The 23,970-nt window shown below is 67.7% G+C and carries 21 protein-coding genes, 1 pseudogene and 1 riboswitch; of the genes and pseudogenes, 12 read left to right on the forward strand and 10 right to left on the reverse strand.

Annotated elements, in window-relative coordinates; all coding sequences use genetic code 11:
- Positions 1-34: 34 nt before the first annotated feature.
- Positions 35-679 carry an SDR family oxidoreductase gene (locus tag A5692_RS11355; RefSeq protein WP_068055897.1) on the forward strand — a complete coding sequence of 215 codons (645 nt, stop codon included), beginning with the start codon at positions 35-37 and terminating at the stop codon, positions 677-679.
- A gap of 560 nt (positions 680-1,239) precedes the next feature.
- A riboswitch (cobalamin riboswitch) is annotated at positions 1,240-1,433 on the forward strand.
- Between the two features lie 132 nt (positions 1,434-1,565).
- Positions 1,566-3,845, forward strand: coding sequence for a 5-methyltetrahydropteroyltriglutamate--homocysteine S-methyltransferase (metE, locus tag A5692_RS11365; RefSeq protein ID WP_068055904.1), 2,280 nt, complete (start codon positions 1,566-1,568; stop codon positions 3,843-3,845).
- 34 nt (positions 3,846-3,879) lie between these two features.
- Here metE and A5692_RS11370 read toward each other — a convergent pair whose 3' ends face one another.
- Positions 3,880-5,604 (reverse strand): DUF3556 domain-containing protein, encoded by a 1,725-nt coding sequence (locus A5692_RS11370; RefSeq protein ID WP_067924636.1) that lies wholly within the window; start codon positions 5,602-5,604, stop codon positions 3,880-3,882.
- Between the two features lie 121 nt (positions 5,605-5,725).
- Between A5692_RS11370 and A5692_RS11375 the strand changes: the two genes are divergently transcribed.
- Positions 5,726-5,962, forward strand: coding sequence for a hypothetical protein (locus A5692_RS11375; RefSeq protein WP_067924633.1), 237 nt, complete (start codon positions 5,726-5,728; stop codon positions 5,960-5,962).
- Between the two features lie 65 nt (positions 5,963-6,027).
- Here the strand turns inward: A5692_RS11375 and prpD are convergent, their stop codons facing one another.
- A complete protein-coding gene (gene prpD / locus A5692_RS11380; protein WP_068055907.1) occupies positions 6,028-7,536 on the reverse strand; it encodes a 2-methylcitrate dehydratase PrpD in 1,509 nt (502 codons plus the stop codon).
- 118 nt (positions 7,537-7,654) lie between these two features.
- Here prpD and A5692_RS11385 point away from each other — a divergent pair, with 118 nt between their 5' ends.
- The 3 genes from A5692_RS11385 (at position 7,655) to A5692_RS29030 (ending at position 11,303) form a co-directional block, all read left to right on the forward strand.
- Positions 7,655-9,019: an FAD-dependent oxidoreductase gene (locus A5692_RS11385; RefSeq protein ID WP_068055910.1), complete on the forward strand. Its 1,365-nt coding sequence runs from the start codon at positions 7,655-7,657 to the stop codon at positions 9,017-9,019.
- A 443-nt stretch (positions 9,020-9,462) separates the two neighbouring features.
- Positions 9,463-10,866 carry a hypothetical protein gene (locus tag A5692_RS11390; protein ID WP_068055913.1) on the forward strand — a complete coding sequence of 468 codons (1,404 nt, stop codon included), beginning with the start codon at positions 9,463-9,465 and terminating at the stop codon, positions 10,864-10,866.
- Positions 10,867-10,898: 32 nt separating this feature from the next.
- The gene (locus tag A5692_RS29030) at positions 10,899-11,303 is read left to right on the forward strand and encodes a hypothetical protein (protein WP_156766030.1); all 405 of its coding nucleotides are present in this window, start codon (positions 10,899-10,901) and stop codon (positions 11,301-11,303) included.
- Positions 11,304-11,830: 527 nt separating this feature from the next.
- Here the strand turns inward: A5692_RS29030 and A5692_RS11400 are convergent.
- Entirely contained in the window at positions 11,831-12,340 is a 510-nt protein-coding gene (locus A5692_RS11400; RefSeq protein WP_067924626.1) for a DoxX family protein, read from the reverse strand.
- Between the two features lie 140 nt (positions 12,341-12,480).
- Here A5692_RS11400 and A5692_RS11405 point away from each other — a divergent pair, with 140 nt between their 5' ends.
- Positions 12,481-14,133, forward strand: a complete 1,653-nt coding sequence (locus A5692_RS11405; RefSeq protein WP_231984295.1) for a pyruvate, phosphate dikinase — start codon at positions 12,481-12,483, stop codon at positions 14,131-14,133.
- On the forward strand, positions 14,130-14,744 hold the full coding sequence (locus A5692_RS11410) for a winged helix DNA-binding protein (RefSeq protein WP_068055921.1): 615 nt from the start codon (positions 14,130-14,132) through the stop codon (positions 14,742-14,744). Before A5692_RS11405 ends, A5692_RS11410 begins: the two co-directional genes overlap by 4 nt.
- On the opposite strand, the gene A5692_RS11415 is transcribed toward A5692_RS11410, so the two are convergent.
- The 3 genes from A5692_RS11415 to A5692_RS11425 form a co-directional block, all read right to left on the reverse strand.
- Entirely contained in the window at positions 14,745-15,986 is a 1,242-nt protein-coding gene (locus tag A5692_RS11415; RefSeq protein ID WP_068055924.1) for a WS/DGAT domain-containing protein, read from the reverse strand.
- Entirely contained in the window at positions 15,987-16,892 is a 906-nt protein-coding gene (locus A5692_RS11420) for an alpha/beta fold hydrolase (RefSeq protein WP_068055927.1), read from the reverse strand.
- 111 nt (positions 16,893-17,003) lie between these two features.
- Complete coding sequence (locus tag A5692_RS11425; RefSeq protein WP_067924616.1) at positions 17,004-17,477, reverse strand: VOC family protein; 474 nt, start codon at positions 17,475-17,477, stop codon at positions 17,004-17,006.
- A 123-nt stretch (positions 17,478-17,600) separates the two neighbouring features.
- On the opposite strand from A5692_RS11425, the gene A5692_RS11430 reads away from it, so the two are divergent.
- A complete protein-coding gene (locus tag A5692_RS11430; protein WP_068055930.1) occupies positions 17,601-18,464 on the forward strand; it encodes an alpha/beta fold hydrolase in 864 nt (287 codons plus the stop codon).
- Between the two features lie 31 nt (positions 18,465-18,495).
- Here A5692_RS11430 and gnd read toward each other — a convergent pair whose 3' ends face one another.
- Positions 18,496-19,518 carry a phosphogluconate dehydrogenase (NAD(+)-dependent, decarboxylating) gene (gene gnd / locus A5692_RS11435; protein ID WP_067924610.1) on the reverse strand — a complete coding sequence of 341 codons (1,023 nt, stop codon included), beginning with the start codon at positions 19,516-19,518 and terminating at the stop codon, positions 18,496-18,498.
- Between the two features lie 15 nt (positions 19,519-19,533).
- Complete coding sequence (locus tag A5692_RS11440; protein WP_068055941.1) at positions 19,534-20,937, reverse strand: glucose-6-phosphate dehydrogenase; 1,404 nt, start codon at positions 20,935-20,937, stop codon at positions 19,534-19,536.
- Between the two features lie 86 nt (positions 20,938-21,023).
- On the opposite strand from A5692_RS11440, the gene A5692_RS11445 reads away from it, so the two are divergent.
- Positions 21,024-21,872, forward strand: coding sequence for an adenylate/guanylate cyclase domain-containing protein (locus tag A5692_RS11445; protein ID WP_067924608.1), 849 nt, complete (start codon positions 21,024-21,026; stop codon positions 21,870-21,872).
- Here A5692_RS11445 and A5692_RS11450 read toward each other — a convergent pair.
- Positions 21,824-22,033, reverse strand: coding sequence for a hypothetical protein (locus A5692_RS11450; protein WP_067924603.1), 210 nt, complete (start codon positions 22,031-22,033; stop codon positions 21,824-21,826). The genes A5692_RS11445 and A5692_RS11450 overlap by 49 nt on opposite strands.
- Positions 22,034-22,188: 155 nt before the next feature.
- Here A5692_RS11450 and A5692_RS11455 point away from each other — a divergent pair, with 155 nt between their 5' ends.
- Both A5692_RS11455 and A5692_RS11460 read left to right on the forward strand, forming a co-directional pair.
- A complete protein-coding gene (locus A5692_RS11455; protein WP_068055933.1) occupies positions 22,189-22,560 on the forward strand; it encodes a carboxymuconolactone decarboxylase family protein in 372 nt (123 codons plus the stop codon).
- Positions 22,560-23,249 carry a guanylate cyclase gene (locus tag A5692_RS11460; protein ID WP_068055944.1) on the forward strand — a complete coding sequence of 230 codons (690 nt, stop codon included), beginning with the start codon at positions 22,560-22,562 and terminating at the stop codon, positions 23,247-23,249. The genes A5692_RS11455 and A5692_RS11460 overlap by 1 nt, the downstream gene beginning before the upstream one ends.
- Here the strand turns inward: A5692_RS11460 and A5692_RS11465 are convergent.
- A pseudogene (locus A5692_RS11465) lies at positions 23,246-23,568 on the reverse strand (putative quinol monooxygenase). The gene A5692_RS11460 and the pseudogene A5692_RS11465 sit on opposite strands and share 4 nt — an antisense overlap.
- Positions 23,569-23,970 lie beyond the last annotated feature (402 nt).

Genomic DNA, 23,970 nt, shown 5'->3' on the forward strand with positions numbered 1-23,970 from the left:
GCCTGTGAGCGGCACAAGCGCTAACGTCGGGGGCATGGCACGAATCGTCGTGATCGGCGGCCACGGCAAGGTCGCGCTGCAGCTGGCCCGCATCCTGACCAACCGCGGCGACGAGGTGAGTTCGGTCTTCCGCAACCCCGACCACGCCGACGACGCCGCGGCCACCGGTGCCGAGCCCGTGGTGGCCGACATCGAGCGGCTCGACACCGACGCCCTGGCCGGCCTGCTGGCCGGGCACGACGCGGTGGTCTTCTCGGCGGGAGCGGGCGGCGGCAATCCGGCGCGCACCTACGCCGTCGATCGCGACGCCGCGATTCGGGTGATCGATGCCGCCGCGAGGGCGGGCGTCAAGCGATTCGTCATGGTCTCCTACTTCGGCGCGGGGCCGGACCACGGTGTACCGCAGGAGAATTCGTTCTACCACTACGCGCAGGCCAAGGCGGCCGCGGATGCCCAGCTACGGGCCAGCAATCTTCAGTGGACCGTCCTGGGGCCGGGGCGGCTCACGCTCGAACCGGCCACCGGCCGCATCGCGCTGGGGCAGGGCAAGGGGGAGGTGTCGCGGGCCGATGTCGCGCTGGTGGTGGCCGCCGCGCTCGCGGACGACTCGACCGTCGGCCGAACGATCGACTTCAACAACGGCGAGACGCCGATCGCCGAAGCGCTGGCTGACCGGTGAACGCCGCCGCGGGCGTGGGGCCTTTCGAGCTGGGTCCAGCGCGCGCGACGCCGACGTGACAACCGAGGCGCGCGCACTCAGTCGATGCCCGGCGCCTAAGGTTGCGCGGGACGGGGCGCAACCGCGTTCCCCGACAGGCACTGCTGAAGCTCCGGACTGCCGGGGGCGAAGTTGAAGCCGCAGTTGCAATCGCGAGCGTCCTTGGCCGGGAGCGAATTGCAGAAGTCGGAGTCAGCCGAGACCGATGGCGCGGTCCACATAACACCGGCCGCCAAGATCGCCGCTGCCGCGCCGAACATGGCCACCAATAATTTCGCCTTCATGTTGGGATTCCCCTTCTCTGGAAAGCCCCGCGCGACCGCGGCGGACTGCCGCCGGTGGCGACAGTGGCGACAGCACGTGTAGCAGTTCGGACGGCCCCGGCCGATAACTAACGGGCACGTTAACAGACGATCAGTCACAGCTCACCTCGAGACGCGTTGAGCGCCAGGGCCTCGCTCTGATACTCGACGCTGTAAACTCCGCTGCGCAGCTGGTCTGCCGTCGCCGCGAGGCGACGGCATCGAGCGGAGCACGTTAGTCACGCTTCGCGAGAGGGAACCCGGTGTGAGTCCGGGACTGTCCCGCAGCGGTATGCAGGAACGACCGCCGTCAACCAAGCACTGGTCGCAAGACCGGGAAGCGACGGCCAGTAGGAGCACTGAACGGTGCGCGCCTGCGAGTCCGAAGACCTGCCAGCCGTGCCGGGCGCGCCGCGTCCGGCGGCTCACCGCCTCGTGGAATGGGCGTTCGGCTGAAGGCGTTGCGGTGTGCGCAAGGTGCACCGCGGCGGATCGGCTGCGCGTCCTCTGGCGGTGACCACCCCGCTGATCGATAGGACCGCATCGTGACCGTTCAACCATTCACCGCCACCGTCATCGGCTCTCCGCGCATCGGGCCGAAGCGCGAACTCAAGCGCGCCACCGAGGGCTACTGGGCCGGACGAACCAGCCGGGCCGAACTCGAAAACGTCGCCGCCACCTTGCGCCGCGACATGTGGAAAGGTTTGGCCGATGCCGGCCTGGACTCGGTTCCGGTGAACACCTTCTCCTACTACGACCAGATGCTGGACACGGCCGTGATGCTGGGGGCGCTGCCCGCCCGTGCCGCACGGGTGTCCGACGACCTGGACCGGTACTTCGCCGCCGCGCGCGGCAACTCCGACGTCGCGCCCCTGGAGATGACCAAGTGGTTCGACACCAATTACCACTACCTGGTGCCCGAGATCGAGCCCGCGACCACCTTTTCGCTGAACCCGGACAAGGTGCTGTCCGAGCTGAAAGAGGCGCTCAGTCAAGGGATTCCGGCCCGTCCGGTGGTGATCGGACCGATCACGTTCCTGCTGTTGAGCAAGGGCGTCAAAGGCTCGGCCGCCCCCACCGAGCGGCTCGAGGAGCTGGTGGGAATCTATGCGGAACTGTTGTCCCTGCTCGCCGACAACGGCGCGCGGTGGGTGCAGTTCGACGAGCCGGCGCTGGTCACCGACATCTCCCCCGATGCTCCCGCGCTGGCCGAGGCCGCGTACAACGCGCTGGGCAACGTCGCGAACCGGCCCGCAATCTTTGTCGCGACCTACTTCGGTGACCCCGGCGCCGCCCTGGCCGGGCTGGCCCGCACCCCGGTCGAGGCGATCGGCGTCGACCTGGTTTACGGCACCGGCACGGGGGTGGCGGGCATACCCGAATTGTCCGGCAAGACCCTGGTGGCCGGCGTCGTCGACGGACGCAACATCTGGCGCACCGATCTGGAGGCGGCACTCGGCAAGCTGTCCCACTTGCTGGGTTCGGCTGCCGCGGTGGCGGTTTCGACCTCATGCTCGACGATGCACGTCCCCTACTCGCTGGAGCCCGAAACCGGACTCGACGACGCGTTGCGCAGCTGGCTGGCCTTCGGGCAGGAGAAGGTCGCCGAGGTGGTGACGCTCGCGCGCGCACTGCGCAGCGACCTCGGAGGACGCGACGCCGTCGCCGACGAGATCGCGGCGTCCACTGCCGCGGCGGCCTCGCGTCGGAGCGATCCGCGGCTGCACAACGATCGGGTACGCGCCCGCATCGACGCGATCGTCGCGTCGGGCACCCACCGGGGTGCGGCGGCAGCGCGCCGCGCCAGCCAGGATGAGCGGCTACATCTGCCGCCGCTGCCGACGACCACCATCGGCTCCTACCCACAGACCGCCGTGATCCGCAAGGCGCGCGCCGCGCTGCGGGCCGGCGAGATCGACCAGGCGGAGTACGAGGAACGGATGCGCAAGGAGATCGCCGACGTCGTCAAGCTGCAGGAGGAGCTCGGGCTCGACGTGCTCGTGCACGGTGAGCCGGAGCGCAACGACATGGTGCAGTACTTCGCCGAACAGCTGGAGGGCTTCTTCGCGACGCAGAACGGCTGGGTGCAGTCGTACGGCAGCCGCTGCGTGCGCCCACCGATCCTGTACGGCGACGTCATCCGCACCCACCCGATGACCGTCGAGTGGATCACCTACGCCCAGTCGCTGACCGACAAACCGGTGAAGGGCATGCTGACCGGCCCGGTCACGATCCTGGCGTGGTCGTTCGTCCGCGACGACCAGCCGCTGGCCGACACCGCCAACCAGGTGGCGCTGGCCATCCGTGACGAGACGGTGGACCTGCAATCCGCCGGCATCGCGGTGATCCAGGTCGACGAGCCGGCGCTGCGGGAGCTGCTGCCGCTGCGCCGCGCCCAGCAGGAGGAGTATTTGCGTTGGGCCGTAGGGTCTTTCCGGTTGGCCACCTCCGGGGTCGCGGACTCCACGCAGATCCACACCCACCTGTGCTATTCCGAGTTCGGTGAGGTGATCGGGGCCATCGCCGACCTGGACGCCGACGTGACGTCCATCGAGGCGGCACGCTCGCACATGGAGGTGCTGGACGACCTGAACGCGGCCGGCTTCTCCAACAGCGTCGGCCCGGGCGTCTACGACATCCACTCGCCGCGGGTGCCGAGCACGCAGGAGATGGCGGAGTCGTTGCGCGCGGCCCTGCGCGCAGTGCCGGCGGAACGGCTGTGGGTCAATCCCGACTGCGGGCTGAAGACCCGCAACCCCGACGAGGTGACGGCGTCGCTGAAGAACATGGTTGCCGCGGCGCAGGAGGTCCGGGCCGGGGCCTAGGGTCCTCACCCCATCTGGTCCGCGAGCGTAACCCCTATTCCGAAAGCACCTGCACGGGAACGTCGTCGGCCCACGGCTGCCGCGTCACCATGTCCGCGACCCGGACGATGCCGCGCTCGAACTCACCAGTCGCCGCGTCAACCAGCCGGTAGGCCTGGGTCTGCTTGTGGATGGGCTGGGCGTCGAGCAGGACCACTCGCACCTCGCCCGGCTCGAAGTGGCAGCGTTCCTGCAGCGCGGCGATCAACTGCTCGTTGTGCATGTGGCCGTCCCCGAAATTCCAGCCGATGGCGGTGCTGCAGATGCGCTCGCCGTCGATGAGGATGTAGTCGTCCTCGTTCTGGCCCGCCATCGCGCGGTGCGCCAGGGTGAACAACGCGCGGCCGTGAGTGTTGAACCCGCGGAACGCATATCCCATGTAGAGCGGGATCTGGGCGGCCTCCGGGCTGCCGTAGAACCGCTCCAGCTGGGCCTGCGGCATGCTCGCGATCGCCACGATGCCCCGGGTGATCTTGTCGTTGCCCGACGGCTTGATGCACCACAGCGTGGTGTCCCAGTTCCCGGCGTAATACCGCATTCCCGGCAGGAACGAGATCTTGCGGGGAAACAGGTTGCCCAGCACCACGATTCCCGCGATGACGACGAACAGTATCGCCACCGCCACGGGGTGTCTCAGGTCGCGCAGGCCTAGGCGGGCGTGCGCGACGAACAGCGCGAGCACGCCGTAGATCATGAAGACGTTCCACTCCAGCGGCACGCCCATCGGGATCGAGAGCAGGATTCCCAGGTGGAAGCAGACCATCACGATGGCGGCCACCGTGATGGGCCAGCCGCTGTGGCAGAAGAACAACGGCAGCGGCACCAGCATCTCGATGGCGGTGCTCAGGTGCGCCAGCCATCGCGACAGCCGCCCGGGCCGCAGATCGTCGGGAAATTTCTCGAAGAACTGCCGCTTCAGCCATCGGGGCCGCACCAACGGGTTGTTGGACATCATCGTGGAGATCACGAACGGGAAGTGCTTGTTGAGCTTCGACGTCGCGGCGCCCATCCAGATGACCAGGAACACCACCTTGGACGCGACGATCATGTCGACGCCCCCGAACAGGAAGGTCACCGCCATGGTCGCGTAGACCTCACCGCGGGCGGCCAGGAAAATGACTTTGTCGCGCAGCCCCAGCACGCCCAGCAGCAGCAGGATCAGCACGATCTTCCAGGTCGGCAGCAGCCCGACCGTCGTGCCCAGCTCGGGTATCGGCCCAGTGCCGTCGGCGAACAGCGCGCTCAGCGTCACCAGCAGGAACAGCGCGTACAACGCGACATCGATCGGCTTGCGCTTGGTTCCCCTGGTCAGCGGGACCCGGTCGGGCCACGGTGGCAGGCGGATGGTGCCGAACCGCATCCAGTACAGGATCGAGCCCATGGGCGGGAAGAACCGGTTGTTCAGCGGCCCGAACCCGCAGCCCAGACCGATCACCTCGAACAGCATCGTGTAGAGCACGACCTTCTCGAAGGCGATGGGCTCCGACCACCACGAGGCGACGTTGGTGAAGCCGCCGAACCCTCTGGTCGCCGAGGCGAACAACCAGGCGCCGAGGATGTAGAGCAGGATCTTGAGGACGTAGAACAGGTGCAGCGCGACCGGCGTGCCGAAGCCCACCTCGGCCCAGTGCTTGGCCATCGGCCGGATCTTTTCGCTTCGGGTGCCCGTGTTCCACTCGGCCATGTCGAGCTGCGGCAGCTCGGGCTTGAGAAATCCCATGGTGGTCAGATTAGAACGCGCTCTGGGCGGGCGGGACCCAAGCCGCGCAATGAACCTTTGCCTGCTACTTGGGCGCCGGATAGCGTGGAGGCGGGTCGGCATGGCATGAGGAGACGCCACCATGAGCAGACTTCGAATCCTCGGCTCGGCGGCGGTGCTGGCCGGCGTCGCCGCCGTCTCACCGGTCGCCCGGGCCGACGCGCCCGCGCCGGGCGACGCGTGCACGGTGCTGCACGCGACCGCCCAGGACGCCAACAACAGGACGATGTGGTGCAACCCCACGATGACCGGCGCCCACGACCTGGTGTGGCAATACGGCGGGCCGGGCTATGCAGCCCAGGGCTTCAGTGTGCGCTGAGGGCGAGAAATCCGCACAATTCCCGCCCTGGTTGCACACTCAAAGCCGTGAGTGCACAACCGATTTCACTCACCGAAGATTCCCGGGCCGATCACCGGCGCCCGTTCGAGCGCCCGCGGATCGACCCGCACGTTGAGCGCGTCCAGGTCGCCGGCTCGGAGATCGGCCAGCGCATCAACGGTGGAGAGAAACCGTTGCCGCTCAGCCGGTTCCACCACGTCGCCGGCGAGCTCGGTGAACTTCTGCACGTACTGCGGCCGCTCGAACGGCCGCGCGCCCAACGGGTGGGCGTCCGCCACGGCCAGCTCGTCGACGATCACTTCACCGCTCTTCAGGGTGACCTCGGCGCGCGCCCCGAACGCCCTCGCGGCCGGGTCCGCCGCGTGATAGCGGCGGGTCCACTCCGGGTCCTCGACGGTGGAGACCTTGCGCCACAGTCGGATGGTGTCGGGCCGGTGGGCCCGCTCCGCAGCGTAGGAGCGTTCGTGGTGCCAGCTGCCGTCCTGCAGCGCGACGGCGAAGATGTACGGCAGCGAGTGGTCGAGCGTTTCCCGTGACGCGTCGGGGTCGAACTTCTGCGGATCCCCCGAGCCCGTTCCGATCACGACGTGGGTGTGGTGGCTGGTGTGCAGCACTATCGTGGCCACCTCGTCGAGGTCACCGACGCGTGCCCGCAGCCGTCGCGCCAGGTCGATCGGCGCCTGGCTCTGATACTCGGCCGAGTGCTCCTTGGTGTAGCTGTCCAGGATGGCGCGCTTGGGCTCGCCGGGAGCGGGCAGCGGCACACGGTATTCGCGCTCGGGTCCGCCCAGCAGCCAGGCGATCACCCCGTCCTCCCCCTCCCAGATGGGCGCCGGCGATCCCTCACCGCGCATCGCGCGGTCCACGGCCTCGATGGCGACCTTGCCCGCGTGCGCGGGGGCGAACGCCTTCCAGCTCGAGATCAGGCCCTTGCGGGATTGGCGGGTGCTGGTGGTGAGGTGCAGCGCCTGCCCGACCGCCTGATAGATCGTCTCGGTGTCCAGCCGCAGCATGGTTCCGATTCCGGCGGCCACGGACGGGCCCAGATGTGCGACGTGGTCAATCTTGTGCTCATGCAGGCAGATTCCGCGCGACAGGTCGATCTGGATTTCGTAGGCGGTGGCCAGGCCGCGGATCAGGTCGGCGCCTCCCAGCCGCAGCTGCTGGGCGACCGCGACCAGCGGGGGGATGTTGTCGCCGGGGTGGGAGTACTCGGCGGCCAAAAACGTGTCGTGGAAGTCGAGTTCGCGCACCGCGACGCCGTTGGCCCAGGCGGCCCACTCGGCCGAGTAGGCTCCGTCGACGCCGAAAACCCTGGCCCCCCGGGACGCGGGATGGGCCAGCGCCTGCTGCCGCGCCACGGTGACCGGCCGGCGCAGCACGGCGGCCGCACTGACCGCCGCGTTGTCGATGATCCGATTCGCCACCATCTCCGCGGTCTCGGGCTCGACGGCGACCGGGTCGACGGCGACGGCGGCGATCTTCGCCGCCAGGTGTTGGGCGCGCGGGAAGTCGTCGGAGCTGCGCCGCGTCCGCACCGTATGCATCAACACAAACCCGAACCTTATGGGTGGCGAGAACGCGTCCGGAAATCTCCGTTAACCCACCGACACCCGCGCCGGGCAAGGTGTAGTTTGCTGCTGAGGCGGTGCCTAGGTTGAGGAGCCAGCCATGTCAGAGGTCGATTATTGCGTGGTCGGAGCGGGATTCGCGGGATTGACGGCCGCCCTGCGGTTGAAACAGTCGGGCCATTCGGTGGCCTTGCTGGAGGCGCGTGAGAGGGTCGGCGGCCGCACCTTCACCGAGTACCTGCCCGACGGCACATGGATCGATCGCGGCGGCGCGTGGATAGGGCCGGGACAGGACCGCATCTACGCGCTGATGGACGAGTTCGGGGTGTCCGAGTACAAACAGCACCACGACGGCGACGCCATGATGATCGTCGACGGCAAGAAGCACCGCTACGGGGGCACCATTCCGTGGACGATGAGCCCGTGGGCGGTCGCCAACCTCGGTGTGGGCCTGATGTCGATCGAAAACATGGCCAAATCCCTTCCGCGCGAGGCACCTTGGGACGCCAAGCAGGCCGACGAGTGGGATCGCATCAGTGTGGGGGAATGGATCGAGCAGAACACGATGTCCAAGGCGGCCCGCGAGATGCTGGACATGGCGCTGGCCGGCACCTACACCTCGGCGGCATCGGAGACGTCGCTGCTGTGGTGCCTCGCGCAGATGGGCTCCGGCGGCGGCCCCACCTTCGTCATCTCCGGCAAAGGCGGCGCCCAGGACGCCCGCCCGGTCGGCGGCATGGGCGCCATCTACGGTCGCATCGGGGCCGAACTGGGCGACTCTCTGCACCTTTCGCAGCCGGTGCGGCAGATCGCGCAGGACGCCGACGGCGTCACGGTCAGCGCGGCCGACCTGACGGTGCGCACACGGCGGGTCATCGTGGCCATTCCGCTGGCGATCGCCTCCTCGATCGTCTACGAGCCGATGCTGCCGGTGGATCGGGCGATGCTGCACCAGCGCATGCCCAGCGGCGCGGTCATCAAGACGTCGATCGTCTACGACGAGCCGTTCTGGCGCGCCGACGGGCTGTCGGGTCAGTCGGCCGCACCAGGATCACCGGCCACCCTGACCATCGACGCCTGCACCGACACCGGCGACCCCGGCGTCATGTGCGTCATCACCGAAGGGCCCGCGGCGCGTCGGTTGACGAAGCTCAACGAAGCCGAGCGTAAGGCGACGCTCGTCGGCGAGTTGGTCGACCGGTTCGGCGAGAAGGCCCGAACGCCGCGGGAGTACCACGAACAGAACTGGACGACCGAGCGCTATTCCGGCGGCGGGATGATCGGCCACGCCCCCACCGGCGTGCTGACCGAATTCGGCTACACCCTGCGCGAGCCGTGTGGTCGCGTCCACTGGGCCGGGACGGAGAGCTCGGCCGTCATGTGCGGGTGGATCGACGGCGCGATCCGCTCCGGCGAGCGCGCCGCGATGGAAGTCCGCGAAGCCGAGACCGCGGCTGTCGCCTGATCAAATCACGTGCGCCACCTTTGTTTCAGTGTTCTGCTGCCGACTCCTCGATCAGAAGGCCCGCTTCCGCGGCCTGTATGGCGCGCAGCGCCCGGACGATGACAAGTACCCGAAAAATAAGGCGGCTCCGGTGCTCAGCCTGACTGAGTACCGAGGCCGGTTCCGGGGAGACGGTGAGCCGCGTCCCGTATAGGGGTGGCCGACACGCGAGCACACCGTCCGTGTTGCGCGATCGCGTCGGGGGATGGGGGTAGCGTTTTGGCCAGGACTGTGACGAAACCCCGACCGGGGTTCGGCCCGCCAGTCGGGGTTCACGTCGATATGCATTTGGCCGTGCAGTGTTGACGGTAACACCAGATACGCCGGTTCCTCCATAGGCATAGGCGCCGGATGGCGAGTCGGCGAGTTCGGCCACATCCGGGATTGGACATCCTATGGTGCCTATGGATGAACCGCTGCGCACCGACGAGACGCAGAAACGGTTGCTGGACTGGACCTATGACCAGCCGCCGTCCGAACGACTCGCCGCTCAGATTCTCGATGCCGAAGGCTATGAGGACATCGATCCGTCTCACCCGCTTGGCGGTCCCGACGCTGGCCGCGACGGCGAGTGCACCCGCAATGGCGAGAACGGGGTGTGGGCGGTGTACTTCCCCCGAGGCCAGCAGACGCTGAAGGCGATCGAAGACAAGCTCAAGGCGGACATCGAAGCCGCCCGCAAGCACAACCCGAAGTTCTTGGCCGTCGTCACCAACCAGGAGCTCCGGCTTTCCGAGCGCGCCGGTCTCCTGAAGCTGGGCGGCGACATCAAGATCGATCTCTTCCACCTGGAACGGGTGGCCGGCATCTTGGACCGGCCGCACATGGCTGGCGTCCGGGAGCAGTTCTTGCGCATCCCGGCCGCGGCCCTCCCGCCGATGAACGTCTTGGTGTCGGTCGACGGCGCCGCGCACGCATTCATCGACGACGACCTATTGTTCGGTGCCTTCGTTGGGCGCCAAGAAGATCTCATCCGAAAGCGCTCCGATGAGGGGCATGAGCGGGTCCGCAAAGAGCGTGAGGCCAAGTTGCGCGAAGAAGCGGCCCAGAGGTCGCGAGAAGCTGCCGAGAAAGCGGCCCGTGAACGGCCGTGGGACTTGGCCGCCCAGATATCGCTGCGCCACAACCCCGTTTTCGACAACCTAATAAAAATGCCAACGATCGAACCGGCATACCTCCTTGGAGGCAAGCCGCCGAAGCCACCGGAACCCTTGAGCGAAGAGCAGATTCAGGAAAAGGTCGGCCGCTACAGCGCAGGGCTGGAAGCACGTTGGCCGGCCTGTCGGGATTACCTCGCCTCCGTGGCGTGGCCAGCCCTGCGATTGCGCATCTCGAATGCGGCCGAGAGTTTCCTCAATGACGTTCAGGTCATCATCACCTTCCACGGTGCACGCGGTGTCAGCTTTGAGGGCCTTGCGGCGTACGAGTTCATGAAGGTTCAGGACCCCGGTTGGACGCCGCCGAGCGACCCTCTCTATGCGGCCGTCTCGATGCCGGTGCGCCGGATGCGGAGGCCAGACGGATACCCGATCGAGTGGCGTCACAACGATGACGGCGACCTCGTCGTGATAGTTACACTCCCGCAGCTTCGGCCGTACCCGGAATGGCGCAGCGAGTACCACGGCGAAGATCTCGTTCTAGTCGTCGACCCCGGCAAAGCCGGTGACGAGATCACAGTGACGTACACCGCCACCGCCTATCCCTACGGCACACCCTTCGTCGGTGATCCCTTCACCGTCCCGGTCGAGAAGGCCGTAATGCGCGACGTGCTCAAGGACACGGATGAGGCAGCGAGGGCGGCGTCGTAGGGAAAACGGTCGGTGCGGAATGGGAACTCTTTGTGAACCAACCAATTTGGGGTGAGATTCAGCGGCCCGGCACAATTGCAAGCTATGTGCTCCCGTTGATTGTGGGAGTAATAAGACCTGCAGACCAACACCCGCTGCACGTTGAAACTGTCGAGGGAACTGGCTTCCTCGTCGCCGGCGGCCGAGGCCTCGGGATCACGGCCCGCCATGTCGTGAAGACGCTGCTGGCAAAGGCGCCGATTCCGGACCCATGGACGCCGGTATCAGAGATCACCGAGCTCCGCACACCAATCGTGGGTTTCATCGATGAAAACGGTGACCTTCGCAGTTCACCGATCGGCGCGGTCGAACTGCACCCGACAGAAGACGTCGCGCTATTCCGCCTACCCGACCACGACTACTTTTCGGCCGTACACCATCAGCGCAGACAAGCATGAGGCGTCAGCGGATTACTCCTTATGGGGCTACCCGGATGAGGTGCGCCACGACTATTTCACCGAGGAACAACAATTCCTGAATGTGCCGCTCGTGTACTCGGGTGGCCACATCCGACGCCGTTTCAATGGTGAGCTTCCTGAACCTGGGCCTCGCGGGCGCATGTTCTACGAGCTAAGCGTGCCTGCCGGTGCCTGCTGCTCCGGTGCACCGGTGTCGCTACGGAGCGATCCGTGGCGAGGAATTGGCGTGTACGTCGGCGAACGTCGAAACCTTTCCGGCTTCGCCGTTGGCCTCGCGACCCGATCAGAAGTTCTCGCTGAGCAGTGGCCGCAACTGGTTGACACGGCTGGCGACTTGTCGGCGTTGTCCCCGTTGCCACCGCAGCGACCACCGCTCTGACCGTCTCGGTGGATACCGAGGGCTGGTGCTGAAAGGTGCTTCGGAAATTCGCGGGCAACGCCGCACCAACTCCTTCCACCACCCCGAAAAGCTGATGCTAGATGGGGACGATGAGGACGACCCCTAGCTAACCGGCCTGCTTAGCGGGCGGGCGGTAGAAGATCACCAGCTGGCCGATCGCGCCGGCGAGGCCGAGCACCACCGAGATCAGCAGGCCGTGCCAGCCGTCCATCCAGTTGTGGCCGAAGACCACGTAATCCAGGCTGAGCTTGCCGGCGCCCAGGGTGGCGACGGCGACGGCGCTGACCGCCAGGACCAGGTTGTACTCCCAGCCTTCCTTGACGATGAAGAAGCCGTTGGCCCGGTGCACGGTCCAGGCCGCGACCAGCATCAACGACACGAATCCCGCCGCGGGGATCGGTGTGAGCAGGCCGGCGGCCAGGCCCAGCCCGGCGGCCATCTCGGTGGTGGCGGCCACGGTGGCGTGAAACTTGCCGGGCTTCATGCCGATGCTTTCGAACCAGCGCGCGGTGCCGGGGATGCGGCCGCCGCCGAAGAATTTGTTGTAACCATGCGCGGCCAACGTCACGCCCAACACCAGCCGCAGAATCAGTAGCCCGACGTCGTAGGGAGTCATACCTGCAAACCTAGATCATGGGGCGGAGGGCATAACAGGAGCGGCGCGCAGCTAACTGCGCAGATTCGTGTGGGAACATTGCGGGCGTTCCGACGTTGGCCGATCAGCAGCAGATCACAAGGGGGTGCACCACGGCGCGTATCGCACGAGGCAGCGGCGCCCCCCACGGCGCGTCTGGGGCCGCTTCTGACGCGCAATCCGTGGTGTTGCTCGACGGCACAGCAAGTCACCCCCGGGAGTTGCTGGGCAACAAGGGCCACGGCATCGAGATGATGCGCCGGCACGGTCTGCCGGTGCCACCCGCATTCTGCATCACCACCGAGGTGGGCCTGCGCTATTTGGCCGATCCGCGGGCGGCGATGGACTCGATCTGGGACGACGTGCTCGACCGGATGAGCTGGCTGGAGGCACAGACCTCACGCACGTTCGGCCGGGGCCCACGCCCCTTGCTGGTCAGCGTGCGGTCGGGGGCCACCCAATCGATGCCGGGCATGATGGACACGATCCTGGACCTCGGCATGAACGACGACGTCGAGCGCGCACTGACCGCCGCCGGTGCCGCCGCCTTCGCCCACGACACCCGCCGGCGGTTCGAAAGCATGTACCGGCGCATCGTCGGCCTTAACGAACTCCAAGACGAACACCAAGCGGCGCCCGCCGATCCCTACGCGCAGCTACGCGCCGGCATCGAGGCGGTGTTCGCCTCGTGGAACTCGCCCCGCGCGGTCGCCTACCGCGCCCACTCCGGCGCCGACGACCGCAGCGGCACCGCGGTCGTCGTCCAAGCGATGGTGTTCGGCAACAGCGGCCCCAACTCCGGTGCGGGAGTTCTTATTTCGCGCAGCCCCATCACCGGTGACAACGCGCCCTTCGGCGAATGGCTGCCCGGCGGGCAGGGCGATGACGTGGTCTCGGGTTCGGTGGACGTCGAGCCGATCACCGCCCTGCGCGACGAGCAGCCGGCCGTGTACGACGAATTGATGGACGCCGCGCGCAGGTTGGAGCGACTCGGCTCCGACGTCCAAGAGATCGAGTTCACCGTCGAGCAGGGCAAGCTGTGGCTGCTGCAGACACGGGACGCGGAGCGCTCGGCGCAGGCCGCGGTCCGACTGGCGCTGCAGCTACGCCACGAGGGACTCATCGACGACGCCGAGACGCTGCGCCGGGTGACCCCCGCCCACGTGCGGACGCTGCTGCAGCCCGCCCTGCAGCCCGAAATACGTTTCGCCGCACGGCTCTTGGCCAAGGGGTTACCCGCCTGCCCGGGGGTCGCGTCGGGCAAGGCATACACCGACGTCGACGAGGCACTCGATGCCACGGAACGCGGCGAGCCGGTGATCCTGGTCCGCGACCACACCAGGCCGGAGGACGTGTCGGGGATGCTGGCAGCGCAGGGCATCGTCACCGAGGTCGGCGGCGCCGCCAGCCACGCCGCGGTGGTCAGTCGCGAACTCGGACGGGTGGCCGTGGTGGGTTGCGGCCAGGGTGTCGCCGCGTCGCTGGCCGGCAGGCTGATCACCGTCGACGGCGCCGAAGGCGAAGTGCGCGAGGGCATTCTGAGCCTGTCCGCATGGTCGGAAAGCGACACACCCGAACTGCGGGAGCTGGCCGACATCGCGCGGCGACTCAGCCCGCTGCGCGCCCACACCTCCGGTGACCACCCGCGGCTGGGCGACACCACGCCGGCCGCCGTCGCGATGGCCATGAACGACGGGCACACCGACGTCGTCTCCGCCACCCCGCTGATCGTCATGCTGACCGCGCTGCGCCTGGCGAGCGGGACCACCTCATGACCGAATTGGCCGTGCTGCAGGCGGTTCGGCTGAAAGGCCGGGTGCGCCCGGCCGACCTGGCCGCGACATTGGACGCCGAGCTCGCCCAAGTTACGGCGGTCGTCGAACGGCTCACCGCGGCGGGCCTGCTCGCCGACGGCGCGACGGTGCGGATCACCCCCAGCGGGCGGGACAGGCTCGCATCGCTCCTCGACGAGGAACGCCGGCACGCGGACCACTCCGCGCTCGCAGCCGCCTACGCCGACTTTCGCCCGGCCAACGCCGATTTCAAGGCGGTGGTCACGGATTGGCAGCTCAAGGGCGGCCCGGGTGGCAGCCCCAACGCGCACGACGACGCGGAATACGACGCGGCAGTGCTGGCCCGGCTCGACGATGTGCACGCGCGGGTGCTGCCGATCATCGATGCGGCCGCAGCCCAGCTGCCGCGGCTGGCCGCCTACTCGGCGAAACTGGCTGCGGCGCTGGGGAAAGCGCACGCCGGCGAGACGGCCTGGCTGACCCGGCCGCTCATCGACTCCTACCACACGGTGTGGTTCGAACTGCACGAGGAGCTGATCTCCGCCGTGGGCCTGACGCGGGAGGAAGCGGCCAGATCCGGCGACGCGCAATAGCTACAGCGCCGCGTCCAGGAGCCGCAGGTAGGCGTCGACGTCGGTAACGGCCGACTCCGCCGCATGCACGCTGATCGCGATGGTGTCGCCGATGCCGTGCACGCCGTGCGTCAGCCCCATTACCGGCGACAGCGCCGGGTAGCCGGCCGTCAGGACCACCCGGGCGCCCCCGAAGGCCAGGTCGGCCGGTCCGCGGTGAACGCTGGACACCACCGTGTTGCCGGACACCTGCGACGGACGGACGTCGGCGTCGAACTGTGCTATGCCCCAACGCAATAGTGGTGCGGGCACGGCCGCGAAAGCCCGGTCGGCGTAACGCGTCGCCGGATGAGCGAAGCGACGCCGGCCATTGGCCAGCTCCGCGGCGATCCGCTCGGCGCGGGCATCCGATCCCAGCTTCGGGTAAAGCCCGACGACGACGTTGCCGAAGTGGTTGTGTGCATGCGGTACACCGGGTTTGGCCATGGGGACCTCGGCGCCCAGCGTATCGGCGACATCGCCCAGCAGGTTGGACAGCGCGGTGGACACCGCGCTCAGCACGCCCACGGTGACCGTGGGGCCGCGCAGCTGATCGCGACGTCGCACCAGCGTGCGCACCGAGCGGGCCGCCCCGGGACGCGTGTTCGTCGGCAGCAGGGGTCGAGGACCGGGCCCGGGGGCCAGGAGCCCGGCACGGGTGTCGCGCTGGAGCTCGCGGTGGGCTCGGGCCGCCTGGGCCGCTCGCCACGGCAAGAATCCGCTCCGCAGCCGTCGGACCGCGGGCACGGGAGCGGGCCGACCGAACAGCCAGGCCGCCATCGCCGACGCCCGCGCCCCGTCAGCCAGCGCGTGCGCGACCTGCATGACCGTCACGCTGCCCGGGCCGGTCACGCCGGGGATGCCCAGCACCGGGGTGAAGACGTGCACCCGCCAGGGTGTGCGGTGCACGTTGAGCTGGTCGTCGGCGAGCGCGACGACCGCCGCCAGGCAGCCGGCCCAGGTCTGGTCGTCGAGGTCGTGGCGGACCACCCGCTCCGGTGTAACGGTCGCCGGCACCCACTTCGGGTAGGTCAGCGGGTTCCCGTCGCGCACCCGCGTCGTCAGCGCCGGGCAGGCGCGCGCCCGGCCGCAGAGGTGCTCGACGGCGGCAAGGTAGTCCGCGGGTTCGCCGTCGAAGGCGTACAGCAAGAACTCGTCGCTGGGGATCTTGGCCGACATCCAATAGAACTGCGCATCGACGGCGGCCATCCGCTGCGCGGGCATTCAGCCGGGCGAGCCGATGAACCCGAGCACCAGGTCGGCGACCTTGTCGGGCTGTTCGAGCTGCAGGAAGTGTCCCGCGTGTTCGACGATGGCCACCTCGCTGCCCGGCGGCAACACCTTCTCCGCCCAGCGGGCGAAAGCCGGTGTCATGCAGCCGTCGTCGCGGCCATGCAGGTACAGGCACGGCCACACGGGCTCTTGGGTCCACAGCTCGTTCAGCTCGGCATACTGCGCGGGCGGCCGGGTGTTGCGGATCGTGGCGCGGTAGGGGCCCAGCGCCGCCCGCCAGCTCTCCGGCGTCCCGATCGCGGCGTCGACGTGGCGCAGGTCCTCGTCGGCGCGGTACCCCGGCGACCACCGCCGCCACAGCAGCGGCAGCACCCAGGACGCGGAATGCTCTGGCAGCCAGGGCAATTGGAAGTACATGATGTACCAGCTGCGCAGCAGTTGACGCGCCAGGTGCGCGGCCAGTCGACCCCGCTCGGCGCCGCCGGCCTTGCGACGGAAGGACGCCGAGGGCGGCACCGACATGATCACCGCCTTGGTGAACGGACTGTCGGGCATGGCGGCCAGACCGGTGGTGGCGATCGCCCCCCAGTCGTGGCCGATCACCACGTCACGGTCGGTGCCGCCCGCCGCCGAGCGCGCCCGCAGTGCGTCGTCCATCATCGCGCCGACGTGGTAGCTGCCGTCGGAGGGAATGGACGACGGCGCGTACCCGCGCATGAAGGGCGCCACCACCCGCCAGCCCGCCCCGACGAGCGGCGGGGCGATCTTGCGAAATCCGTAGGGGGTGTCCGGGAAGCCGTGCAGGCACAAGGCGATGGGGGCATCGCGTGGCCCCCAGGTGAGTGCCTTCAGGTTCCCAGCCGGGCTGGGCACGTCGATCCAGCCTGGTTCACCCATATTGACTCCCTGCTCGGCGCGTCCGCAGGGACCAACCTAACGCGTGCGGGTCGAATACGCACCGACCACATGCCACAAGCGGTCAAATTGCCAATGCGGCAAGGGGTTTCGCTATACCTGGGCGGCGGCTCGGTCCAGGTCGTCGATGACGATCTTTCGCATGCCATACATCGCCTGAGTGGCCGCCGCGGCGCGGGCCCGATCGGGATCTCCGATCAACTCGTAGAGCCGGTCCGGGATGATCTGCCAGCTCAGGCCGAAGCGGTCTTTGCACCAGCCGCACTGCGACTCCTCGCCGCCATCGGTCAACCGGTCCCAGTAGTAGTCGACCTCGTCCTGATCCTTGCAGTGGATGGTGAAGGACACCGCCTCGTCGAACCGGAAGTGCGGGCCGCCGTTGATGCCGATGAAGCGGGTGCCGTCGAGAACGAAACTGCCGGACAGGACGGTGCCCGGTTCGCCGGGGCCGGCCTCCGTGGTCAGGTTGAAGCCCTCTATGTGCGAGTTGGGGAAGATCGAGGTGTAGAACCTCGCCGCCTCCTCCAAGTCGTGGTCGAACCACAACGACGGGGTGATCGATGGCATTGGCCGCGGCCTCCTTGTTTCACTCGTGGTGTTGTCACCGGATAGACCCCGGCGGAGCCGGAAACTCACCGCGCCGTCGACCCGGCGAAAGGTGCATATACGCGCTATGTAACGTCAGGTCGCATGAGCACCGTCACCAGCAGCCCCGAGACGGTCGAGTTTTCCGGCGCAGGCGGGATCACCCTGGTCGCCGACGAATGGAATCGCCGGACCGACGGCGCGGGCCGGCCCAGCGTCCTGATGCTGCACGGCGGCGGGCAGAACCGCCATTCCTGGAAGAACACCGGCCAAACCCTCGCCGACGAGGGCCTGCACGTCGTGGCGCTCGACAGCCGCGGGCACGGCGACAGCGACCGCGCGCCCAACGCCGACTACGACGTCGAGACCCTCACGGCCGACGTCCTGCGGGTGATCGAGGCGATCGGGCGGCCGGTGATGATCATCGGCGCGAGCATGGGCGGACTGACCGGCATCCTCGCCGCCCACCGGGCGGGGCCGGCGGTGGTGACCCGACTGGTCCTCGTCGACGTGGTGCCCCGATTCGAGAAGGGCGGCAGCGCCCGCATCCGCGATTTCATGATCAGCGGCCTCGACGGGTTCGACTCGCTGGAGGAGGCCGCCGACGCGGTGGCCGCTTATCTCCCGTACCGGGACAAGCCGCGCAGCCCCGAGGGGCTGAAGAAGAACCTGCGCCTGCGCGACGGCCGCTGGTACTGGCACTGGGACCCGGCGTTCATGACCAAGCCCGGGGACGATCCCGAACTGCGCACGGAGAAGTTCGAACAGGCCGCCAAGAACTTGTCGATTCCCGTGCTGTTGATCCGCGGAAAGCTCTCCGACGTCGTCAGCCCCGAAGGGGTTCGGCACTTCCTGGCCAGCGTTCCGCGCGCGGAGTTCGTGGAGCTGCCCAAAGCCGGGCACACCGCGGCCGGCGACGACAACGACGCGTTCAGCGACGCCGTGGTCAAGTTCGTCAAACGCCACTGAATCAGCCGCCACAGTCAGTGGCGGTACCGGTCTAGTTCGCCGGCTTCTCGGCGTGCCCGCCGAACTGCTTGCGCATCGCCGACAGCGCCTTGTTGGCGAAGTCGTCGAGTGAACGCGACGCGAAACGGGACTGCAGCGCGGTCGTCAGCACCGGCGACGGGACGCCTTCGTCGATCGCCGCGATGGCGGTCCAGCGACCCTCCCCCGAGTCCGACACCCGTCCGGAGAACTCCTTGAGGTCGGGCGAGTCGTGCAGCGCGATCGCGGTCAGGTCGAGCAGCCAGGAACCGATGACGCTGCCGCGCCGCCACACCTCGGCGACCTCGGGGATGTCGAAGTCGTATTGGTAGAACTCCGGATTCGAAAGCGGCGCCGTTTCGGCGTCACCCTGCTGCACGTGCTTGCCGATGTCGGCGTTGCGCAGGATGTTGAGCCCCTCGGCGAGCGAGGCCATCATGCCGTACTCGATGCCGTTGTGCACCATCTTGACGAAGTGCCCGGCGCCGGACGGACCGCAGTGCAGATAGCCCTGCTCCGACCGGGCGACCTCGCCGTCGCGCCCCGGTGTGCGGGGCGCGGCGTCCACGCCCGGTGCGACGGTGGCGAAGATCGGCTCCGCGTGCAGGAAGGCCTCGTCGTCACCGCCGATCATCAGGCAGTAGCCGCGTTCCCGGCCCCACACGCCGCCGCTGGTGCCACAGTCGAGTAGGTGAATGCCCTTGTCGGACAGGGTTTTTGCGTGGCGGATGTCGTCGCGGTAGTACGAGTTGCCGCCATCGATGACGATGTCGCCGGACTCCAGCGTGTTGGCCAGCTCCTCGATGACCCCGGTCGTGATGGTCCCGGCCGGCACCATCACCCAGACGACCCGGGGAGCGGTCAGCTTTTCGGCGAGCTCTTTCACCGACGACACGCCGGTGGTCCGCTCCTCCCCCGCCATCGCCTTGACCGCGTCGGGGTTGTGGTCGTAGACCACGCATTCGTGTCCGTCCTTGGCGACGCGGCGGACGATGTTGGCACCCATCCGGCCAAGGCCGATCATCCCGAGCTGCATCTCTTCCTGTTCTCCTTACTGTGACGACGTCTGCTTGGGCAGCCACGGCTCCTGCCAGCTGCGGTGACCGTGCAGCAGCGACTGCGCGGCGTCGGGTCCCCAGGAGCCCGGATCGTAGTGATGGATCCGGCCCGGCTTGTCCAGCACGGGCTGCACGATCCGCCACGTCTCTTCGATGGCGTCTTCCCGGGCGAACAGCTGGCGGTCCCCGGTGAGCGCGGCGTACAGCAGCCGCTCGTAGGGGCGCACGGCCTCGCCGAGATCCTCGGCGAACGAGGAGTCCAGGTGGACGTCATGCCACGCGTCGCCGACTTGGGCGGACAGCTGCAGCCGCATCCCGGGATCGGGGTCGATGCGGAGCACGATCTGATTGGGTTCGGGCGGCCGACGGTTGGGCAGGAACGAAAACCCGGGAACGTGGTGGAGGAACATGCGGACCTCGGTGACCTTCTCCGGCAGTGCCTTGCCGGCGCGCAGGAAGATCGGCACGCCGGCCCAGCGCCAGTTGTCGATCTCGGTCCGCAGCGCGATGTAGGTCTCGGTCTGGGAATCCTTGGCCACCCCGTCGACGTCGGTGTAGCCGCGGTACTGACCTCGCACGCAGCGCTCGGGATCCAGCGCAGGCATCGCCCGGAACACCTCGGCCTTCTTGTCGTTCAGGTCATCCGCGCTGGGCCCGACGGGGGGCTCCATCGCGACCAGCGCGAGCACCTGCAGCAGATGGTTCTGCACGACGTCACGCAGCGCGCCGACCGCGTCGTAGAACTTGCCGCGGTCCTCGATGCCGAAGTCCTCGGCCATGGTGATGTGGATTTCGGAAACGCTGTCGCGGTCCCACAGCTTGGCCAGGCCGTTGTTGGCGAACCGCAGGTACTGCAGTTCTTCGACGGGTTGCTTGCCCAGGAAATGGTCGACCCGCAGGATCTGGTCCTCGTCGAGTACCGCGCGCAGCCGGGTGTTGAGGTCGCGCGCCGAGGCCAGGTCGTGGCCGAAGGGCTTCTCCACGGCTACGCGCGCGCACTCCAACAGGTCGGCCTTGGCGAGGTTTTCCACGATCGGCGCGAACAACGACGGCGGCATCTCCAGGTAGTACAGCGGCCGGGAATCCTTGCCGATCTCCTTGGCGAGCCGCCCGTAGAGCTCTTCGTCGGTGACGTCGCCGTGCAGATACGACAGCCGGTCGGCGAGCCGGTCGAACACGGCATCGTCGAACTCCTCGCCCGAGGCCTTGACGGCCTCGCGGGCCCGGTCGACCAGCTTCTCGAGGGGGATGTCGTCACTGGCCACGCCGATGATCGGGACGTCGAGCAGCTTGCGCGCCTCGAGGCGGTACAGGGCGCGGTAGGTCATCTTGCGGGCCAGATCGCCGGTAATACCGAAGATCACCAGCAGATTCGAAGAACTATCACCGTCGGCCAAGACGCGCACCTCCCTTGAGATTCGCTACCCGCGGCGGCCCGAGCTCAACCCTAGACATTGCATTTGGGCCCGACAACCTGAAGCTAATGCGGCCTTGGCAGGATGCTTGCGTGGGTGATGCGCTGCATGTCACGGCCTACGTGCTGGCCGGCGTCGCCGCGGTCGAAGCCGTCGCACTCGCCGTGCTGGCGCGGCTGCTGGTGCGCAGCCGCCAGGAGATCGAGGAGTTGCGGCACCAGACCGACACCCGCAATCAGCTGCTGTCGGGTGGGCGCGAGGCCGTCAAAAGGGTGTGGAACACCGCAAACCTGCTGCGCAAAGAAGGCTTCGGCGCCGTCGTGCGCAGTTCGATCGAAGAGCTCGCCGACTGGGCGGAAGTGGAGCGTCCGGACCTGGCGCGGGTCACGCCCGACGGCCGGGTGGTGATCCTGTTCTCCGACATCGAGGAATCCACCGCCCTCAACGAACGCATCGGCGACCGCGCCTGGGTCAAGCTCATTGCGGCGCATGACAAGCTCGTGTCGGACCTCGTACAGCGGCGCTCCGGGCATGTGGTGAAGAGCCAGGGCGACGGCTTCATGATCGCCTTCGCCCGCGCCGACCAGGCGGTGCGGTGCGGCATCGACTTGCAGCGCGCGCTACGCAAGGACGCAAAACGCAAGAGGCACGAGGAGATTCGGGTGCGGATCGGCATCCACATGGGTCGCTCGGTGCGCCGCGGCGACGATCTGTTCGGCCGCAACGTCGCGATGGCGGCGCGGGTGGCGGCACAGGCAACCGGTGGCGAGATCCTGGTGAGTCAACCGGTGCGAGACGCCCTGTCCGACTGCGACGACATCCACTTCGACGACGGGCGCGACGTCGTACTCAAGGGTTTTTCGGGTGATTACCGGTTGTTCGCCGTCGAGGCCCCGGCCGATCCGGATCGGGACTGAAAGCCCTCGGCGTCGTACTCGGCCAGCCGCTGATGCAGGCGGGACCGGACCTCGTCCGCGGTGTAGGCGCGCCGTTTCCGTTCGTCGCGAACCACCAGCGCGCCTCCGGCGACGACGCCGGCGACGCCGGCCAGCCCGAGCCACTTCCACACACTGCGCATGACCCCAGAGTATTCGCGCTGTGATTAACTTGTGTGCTCTTGCAACGCCGAACGGGCTCAAGCAGGAACTGCCGCATCGAAACCCTTCGCGACGAAGTCGCCGTCATCACCGGGGGTACCGGATCTCCCGGACACCCGATCGAAAGGCGGACCCAATGGCTGACCCCCGCGCCGAAGGCCTGAGCGTGTTCAGGGACATGGTGCCCGGCCTGATCCCGGACGACGCCACCACGCTGCGCGACGGCGGCATCGCCGACGAACTCCTCGAGTTGGGCGTCGACCACGTCTTCGGCGCGCTGTGGGCCCGGCCCGGGCTGGATCGACGCTCGCGCAGCCTGGTGACGCTCGGCGCGCTCATCGCCCTGCGGGCCACCGACGAATTGAAATCTCATTTCAGGATCGGGTTGCGCAACGGGCTGAGCATCACCGAGATCGAAGAGGTGATCTACCACATGGCGGGCTACGCCGGCTATCCCGCCGCCAATGCGGCGCAGAGAGCCGCACGAGAAGCCCTCGCCGACTCATGATGCTGACCCTCCATGAAGCGTTGAACGAGACGCGCACCGGCGATCTCTGGCTGTTTCGCGGCCGCTCGCGGCCCGACCGCGCGATTCAGACGTTGACGAACGCGCCGGTGAATCACGTGGGTATGACGGTGGCCATCGATGACCTGCCGCCGCTGATCTGGCACGCCGAGCTGGGCGACAAGCTGGTCGACATGTGGACCGGAACCAACCACCGCGGTGTGCAACTCAACGATCTGCACCAGGCCGTCCTGCAGTGGACGCAGCGCTACGACCAACGGTGCTGGCTGCGCCAGCTGACGCCCAACCCGACCCGCGAACAGGAGAACAAGCTGCTGCGGGTGATCGCACGGATGGACGGCACCGCGTTTCCCACCACCGCTCGGCTGACGGGCCGCTGGTTCCGCGGCCGGCTCCCGACCATCAACGACTGGGTGCGCGGAATCCCGTTGGTGGACAACAAGGTTCGAGTGCAGACCCGACGCCGGCGCGAAGAACGCAAGATGAGCCTTTCGACGGCCTATTGCGCGGAGACGGTGGCCATCACTTATGAGGAAATGGGATTGCTCGACACGGACAAGAACGCGAATTGGTTCGATCCGGGCAAGTTCTGGAGCGGCGACACGCTTCCGCTGGCTCCCGGCTATCGGCTGGGCGACGAAATCACGGTCACCGTAAGCGAAGTCGGCTAGTCGACCGACATCTCCCCCATCTCCGACCAGCCCGACGCGTCGATCGTCTGGTTGATGATCTTCGGGTCGACTTCAGGGCCTGCGGTAGCTCCCGCATCGCCCGCTGGAAGTGATCGCTGTTGACGTGGACGCCGCCCGCCTCAGCGTCACGGAAGGCCTCCACCAACACGTACTCGGCCGGATTGTCGAGGCTGCGCGACCAGTCGAACCAGAGGTTACCTTCCTCGGCGCGGGTGGCGGCTGTGAACGAGGTGACGAGCTCTGGCCAGCGGTCCGTCCACTCGGGCTTGGTCTCGAACTTGACGACGATGAAGATCATTGCCGATTCCCGCCTAGGTTCGTCCTCAAGGTTGGGCCCGCTCGATCCCGGCGAGCAGGGCCAGCATATCCGCCGACCGTCGACGCCGGCTGCGGCCTCGCCGTCAGCAAAGTGTGCCCCGGGCATCTTATTCGACACCCGGGGCACACTTTCGCATTGATTCCGTGCAAATCGTTCGCGACCGATCCGACGCGCGGCGTGGTCCATCTCACAAACCTTGCACGAACCGATCCATTTCACTCGGCTACCGGTTCCGCACTATTCACGTGTCTTATACACGTCAAATAACGCGGCAATAGGCAGAGGCCTTTACGAATCGAATTCGTTAGGGATTCGCAATTCCGGGATCGCCGGGCGGCGGCAATTCGGGCGCCGGGGGGGCCGGTGTCCAGTGGTGAGCGC

This window comes from Mycobacterium sp. E342 (assembly GCF_001667665.1).
Classification (GTDB): domain Bacteria; phylum Actinomycetota; class Actinomycetes; order Mycobacteriales; family Mycobacteriaceae; genus Mycobacterium.

Excerpts from the sequence above, each read along its gene's own strand:
- A5692_RS11355 (WP_068055897.1), top strand. The coding sequence starts at position 35 with ATGGCACGAATCGTCGTGATCGGCGGCCACGGCAAGGTCGCGCTGCAG.
- A5692_RS11370 (WP_067924636.1), bottom strand. The coding sequence starts at position 5,604 with ATGGGATTTCTCAAGCCCGAGCTGCCGCAGCTCGACATGGCCGAGTGG.
- A5692_RS11375 (WP_067924633.1), top strand. The coding sequence starts at position 5,726 with ATGAGCAGACTTCGAATCCTCGGCTCGGCGGCGGTGCTGGCCGGCGTC.
- A5692_RS11385 (WP_068055910.1), top strand. The coding sequence starts at position 7,655 with ATGTCAGAGGTCGATTATTGCGTGGTCGGAGCGGGATTCGCGGGATTG.
- A5692_RS11390 (WP_068055913.1), top strand. The coding sequence starts at position 9,463 with ATGGATGAACCGCTGCGCACCGACGAGACGCAGAAACGGTTGCTGGAC.
- A5692_RS11400 (WP_067924626.1), bottom strand. The coding sequence starts at position 12,340 with ATGACTCCCTACGACGTCGGGCTACTGATTCTGCGGCTGGTGTTGGGC.
- A5692_RS11410 (WP_068055921.1), top strand. The coding sequence starts at position 14,130 with ATGACCGAATTGGCCGTGCTGCAGGCGGTTCGGCTGAAAGGCCGGGTG.
- A5692_RS11415 (WP_068055924.1), bottom strand. The coding sequence starts at position 15,986 with ATGCCCGCGCAGCGGATGGCCGCCGTCGATGCGCAGTTCTATTGGATG.
- A5692_RS11420 (WP_068055927.1), bottom strand. The coding sequence starts at position 16,892 with ATGGGTGAACCAGGCTGGATCGACGTGCCCAGCCCGGCTGGGAACCTG.
- A5692_RS11425 (WP_067924616.1), bottom strand. The coding sequence starts at position 17,477 with ATGCCATCGATCACCCCGTCGTTGTGGTTCGACCACGACTTGGAGGAG.
- A5692_RS11430 (WP_068055930.1), top strand. The coding sequence starts at position 17,601 with ATGAGCACCGTCACCAGCAGCCCCGAGACGGTCGAGTTTTCCGGCGCA.
- gnd (WP_067924610.1), bottom strand. The coding sequence starts at position 19,518 with ATGCAGCTCGGGATGATCGGCCTTGGCCGGATGGGTGCCAACATCGTC.
- A5692_RS11445 (WP_067924608.1), top strand. The coding sequence starts at position 21,024 with ATGCGGCCTTGGCAGGATGCTTGCGTGGGTGATGCGCTGCATGTCACG.
- A5692_RS11450 (WP_067924603.1), bottom strand. The coding sequence starts at position 22,033 with ATGCGCAGTGTGTGGAAGTGGCTCGGGCTGGCCGGCGTCGCCGGCGTC.
- A5692_RS11455 (WP_068055933.1), top strand. The coding sequence starts at position 22,189 with ATGGCTGACCCCCGCGCCGAAGGCCTGAGCGTGTTCAGGGACATGGTG.
- A5692_RS11460 (WP_068055944.1), top strand. The coding sequence starts at position 22,560 with ATGCTGACCCTCCATGAAGCGTTGAACGAGACGCGCACCGGCGATCTC.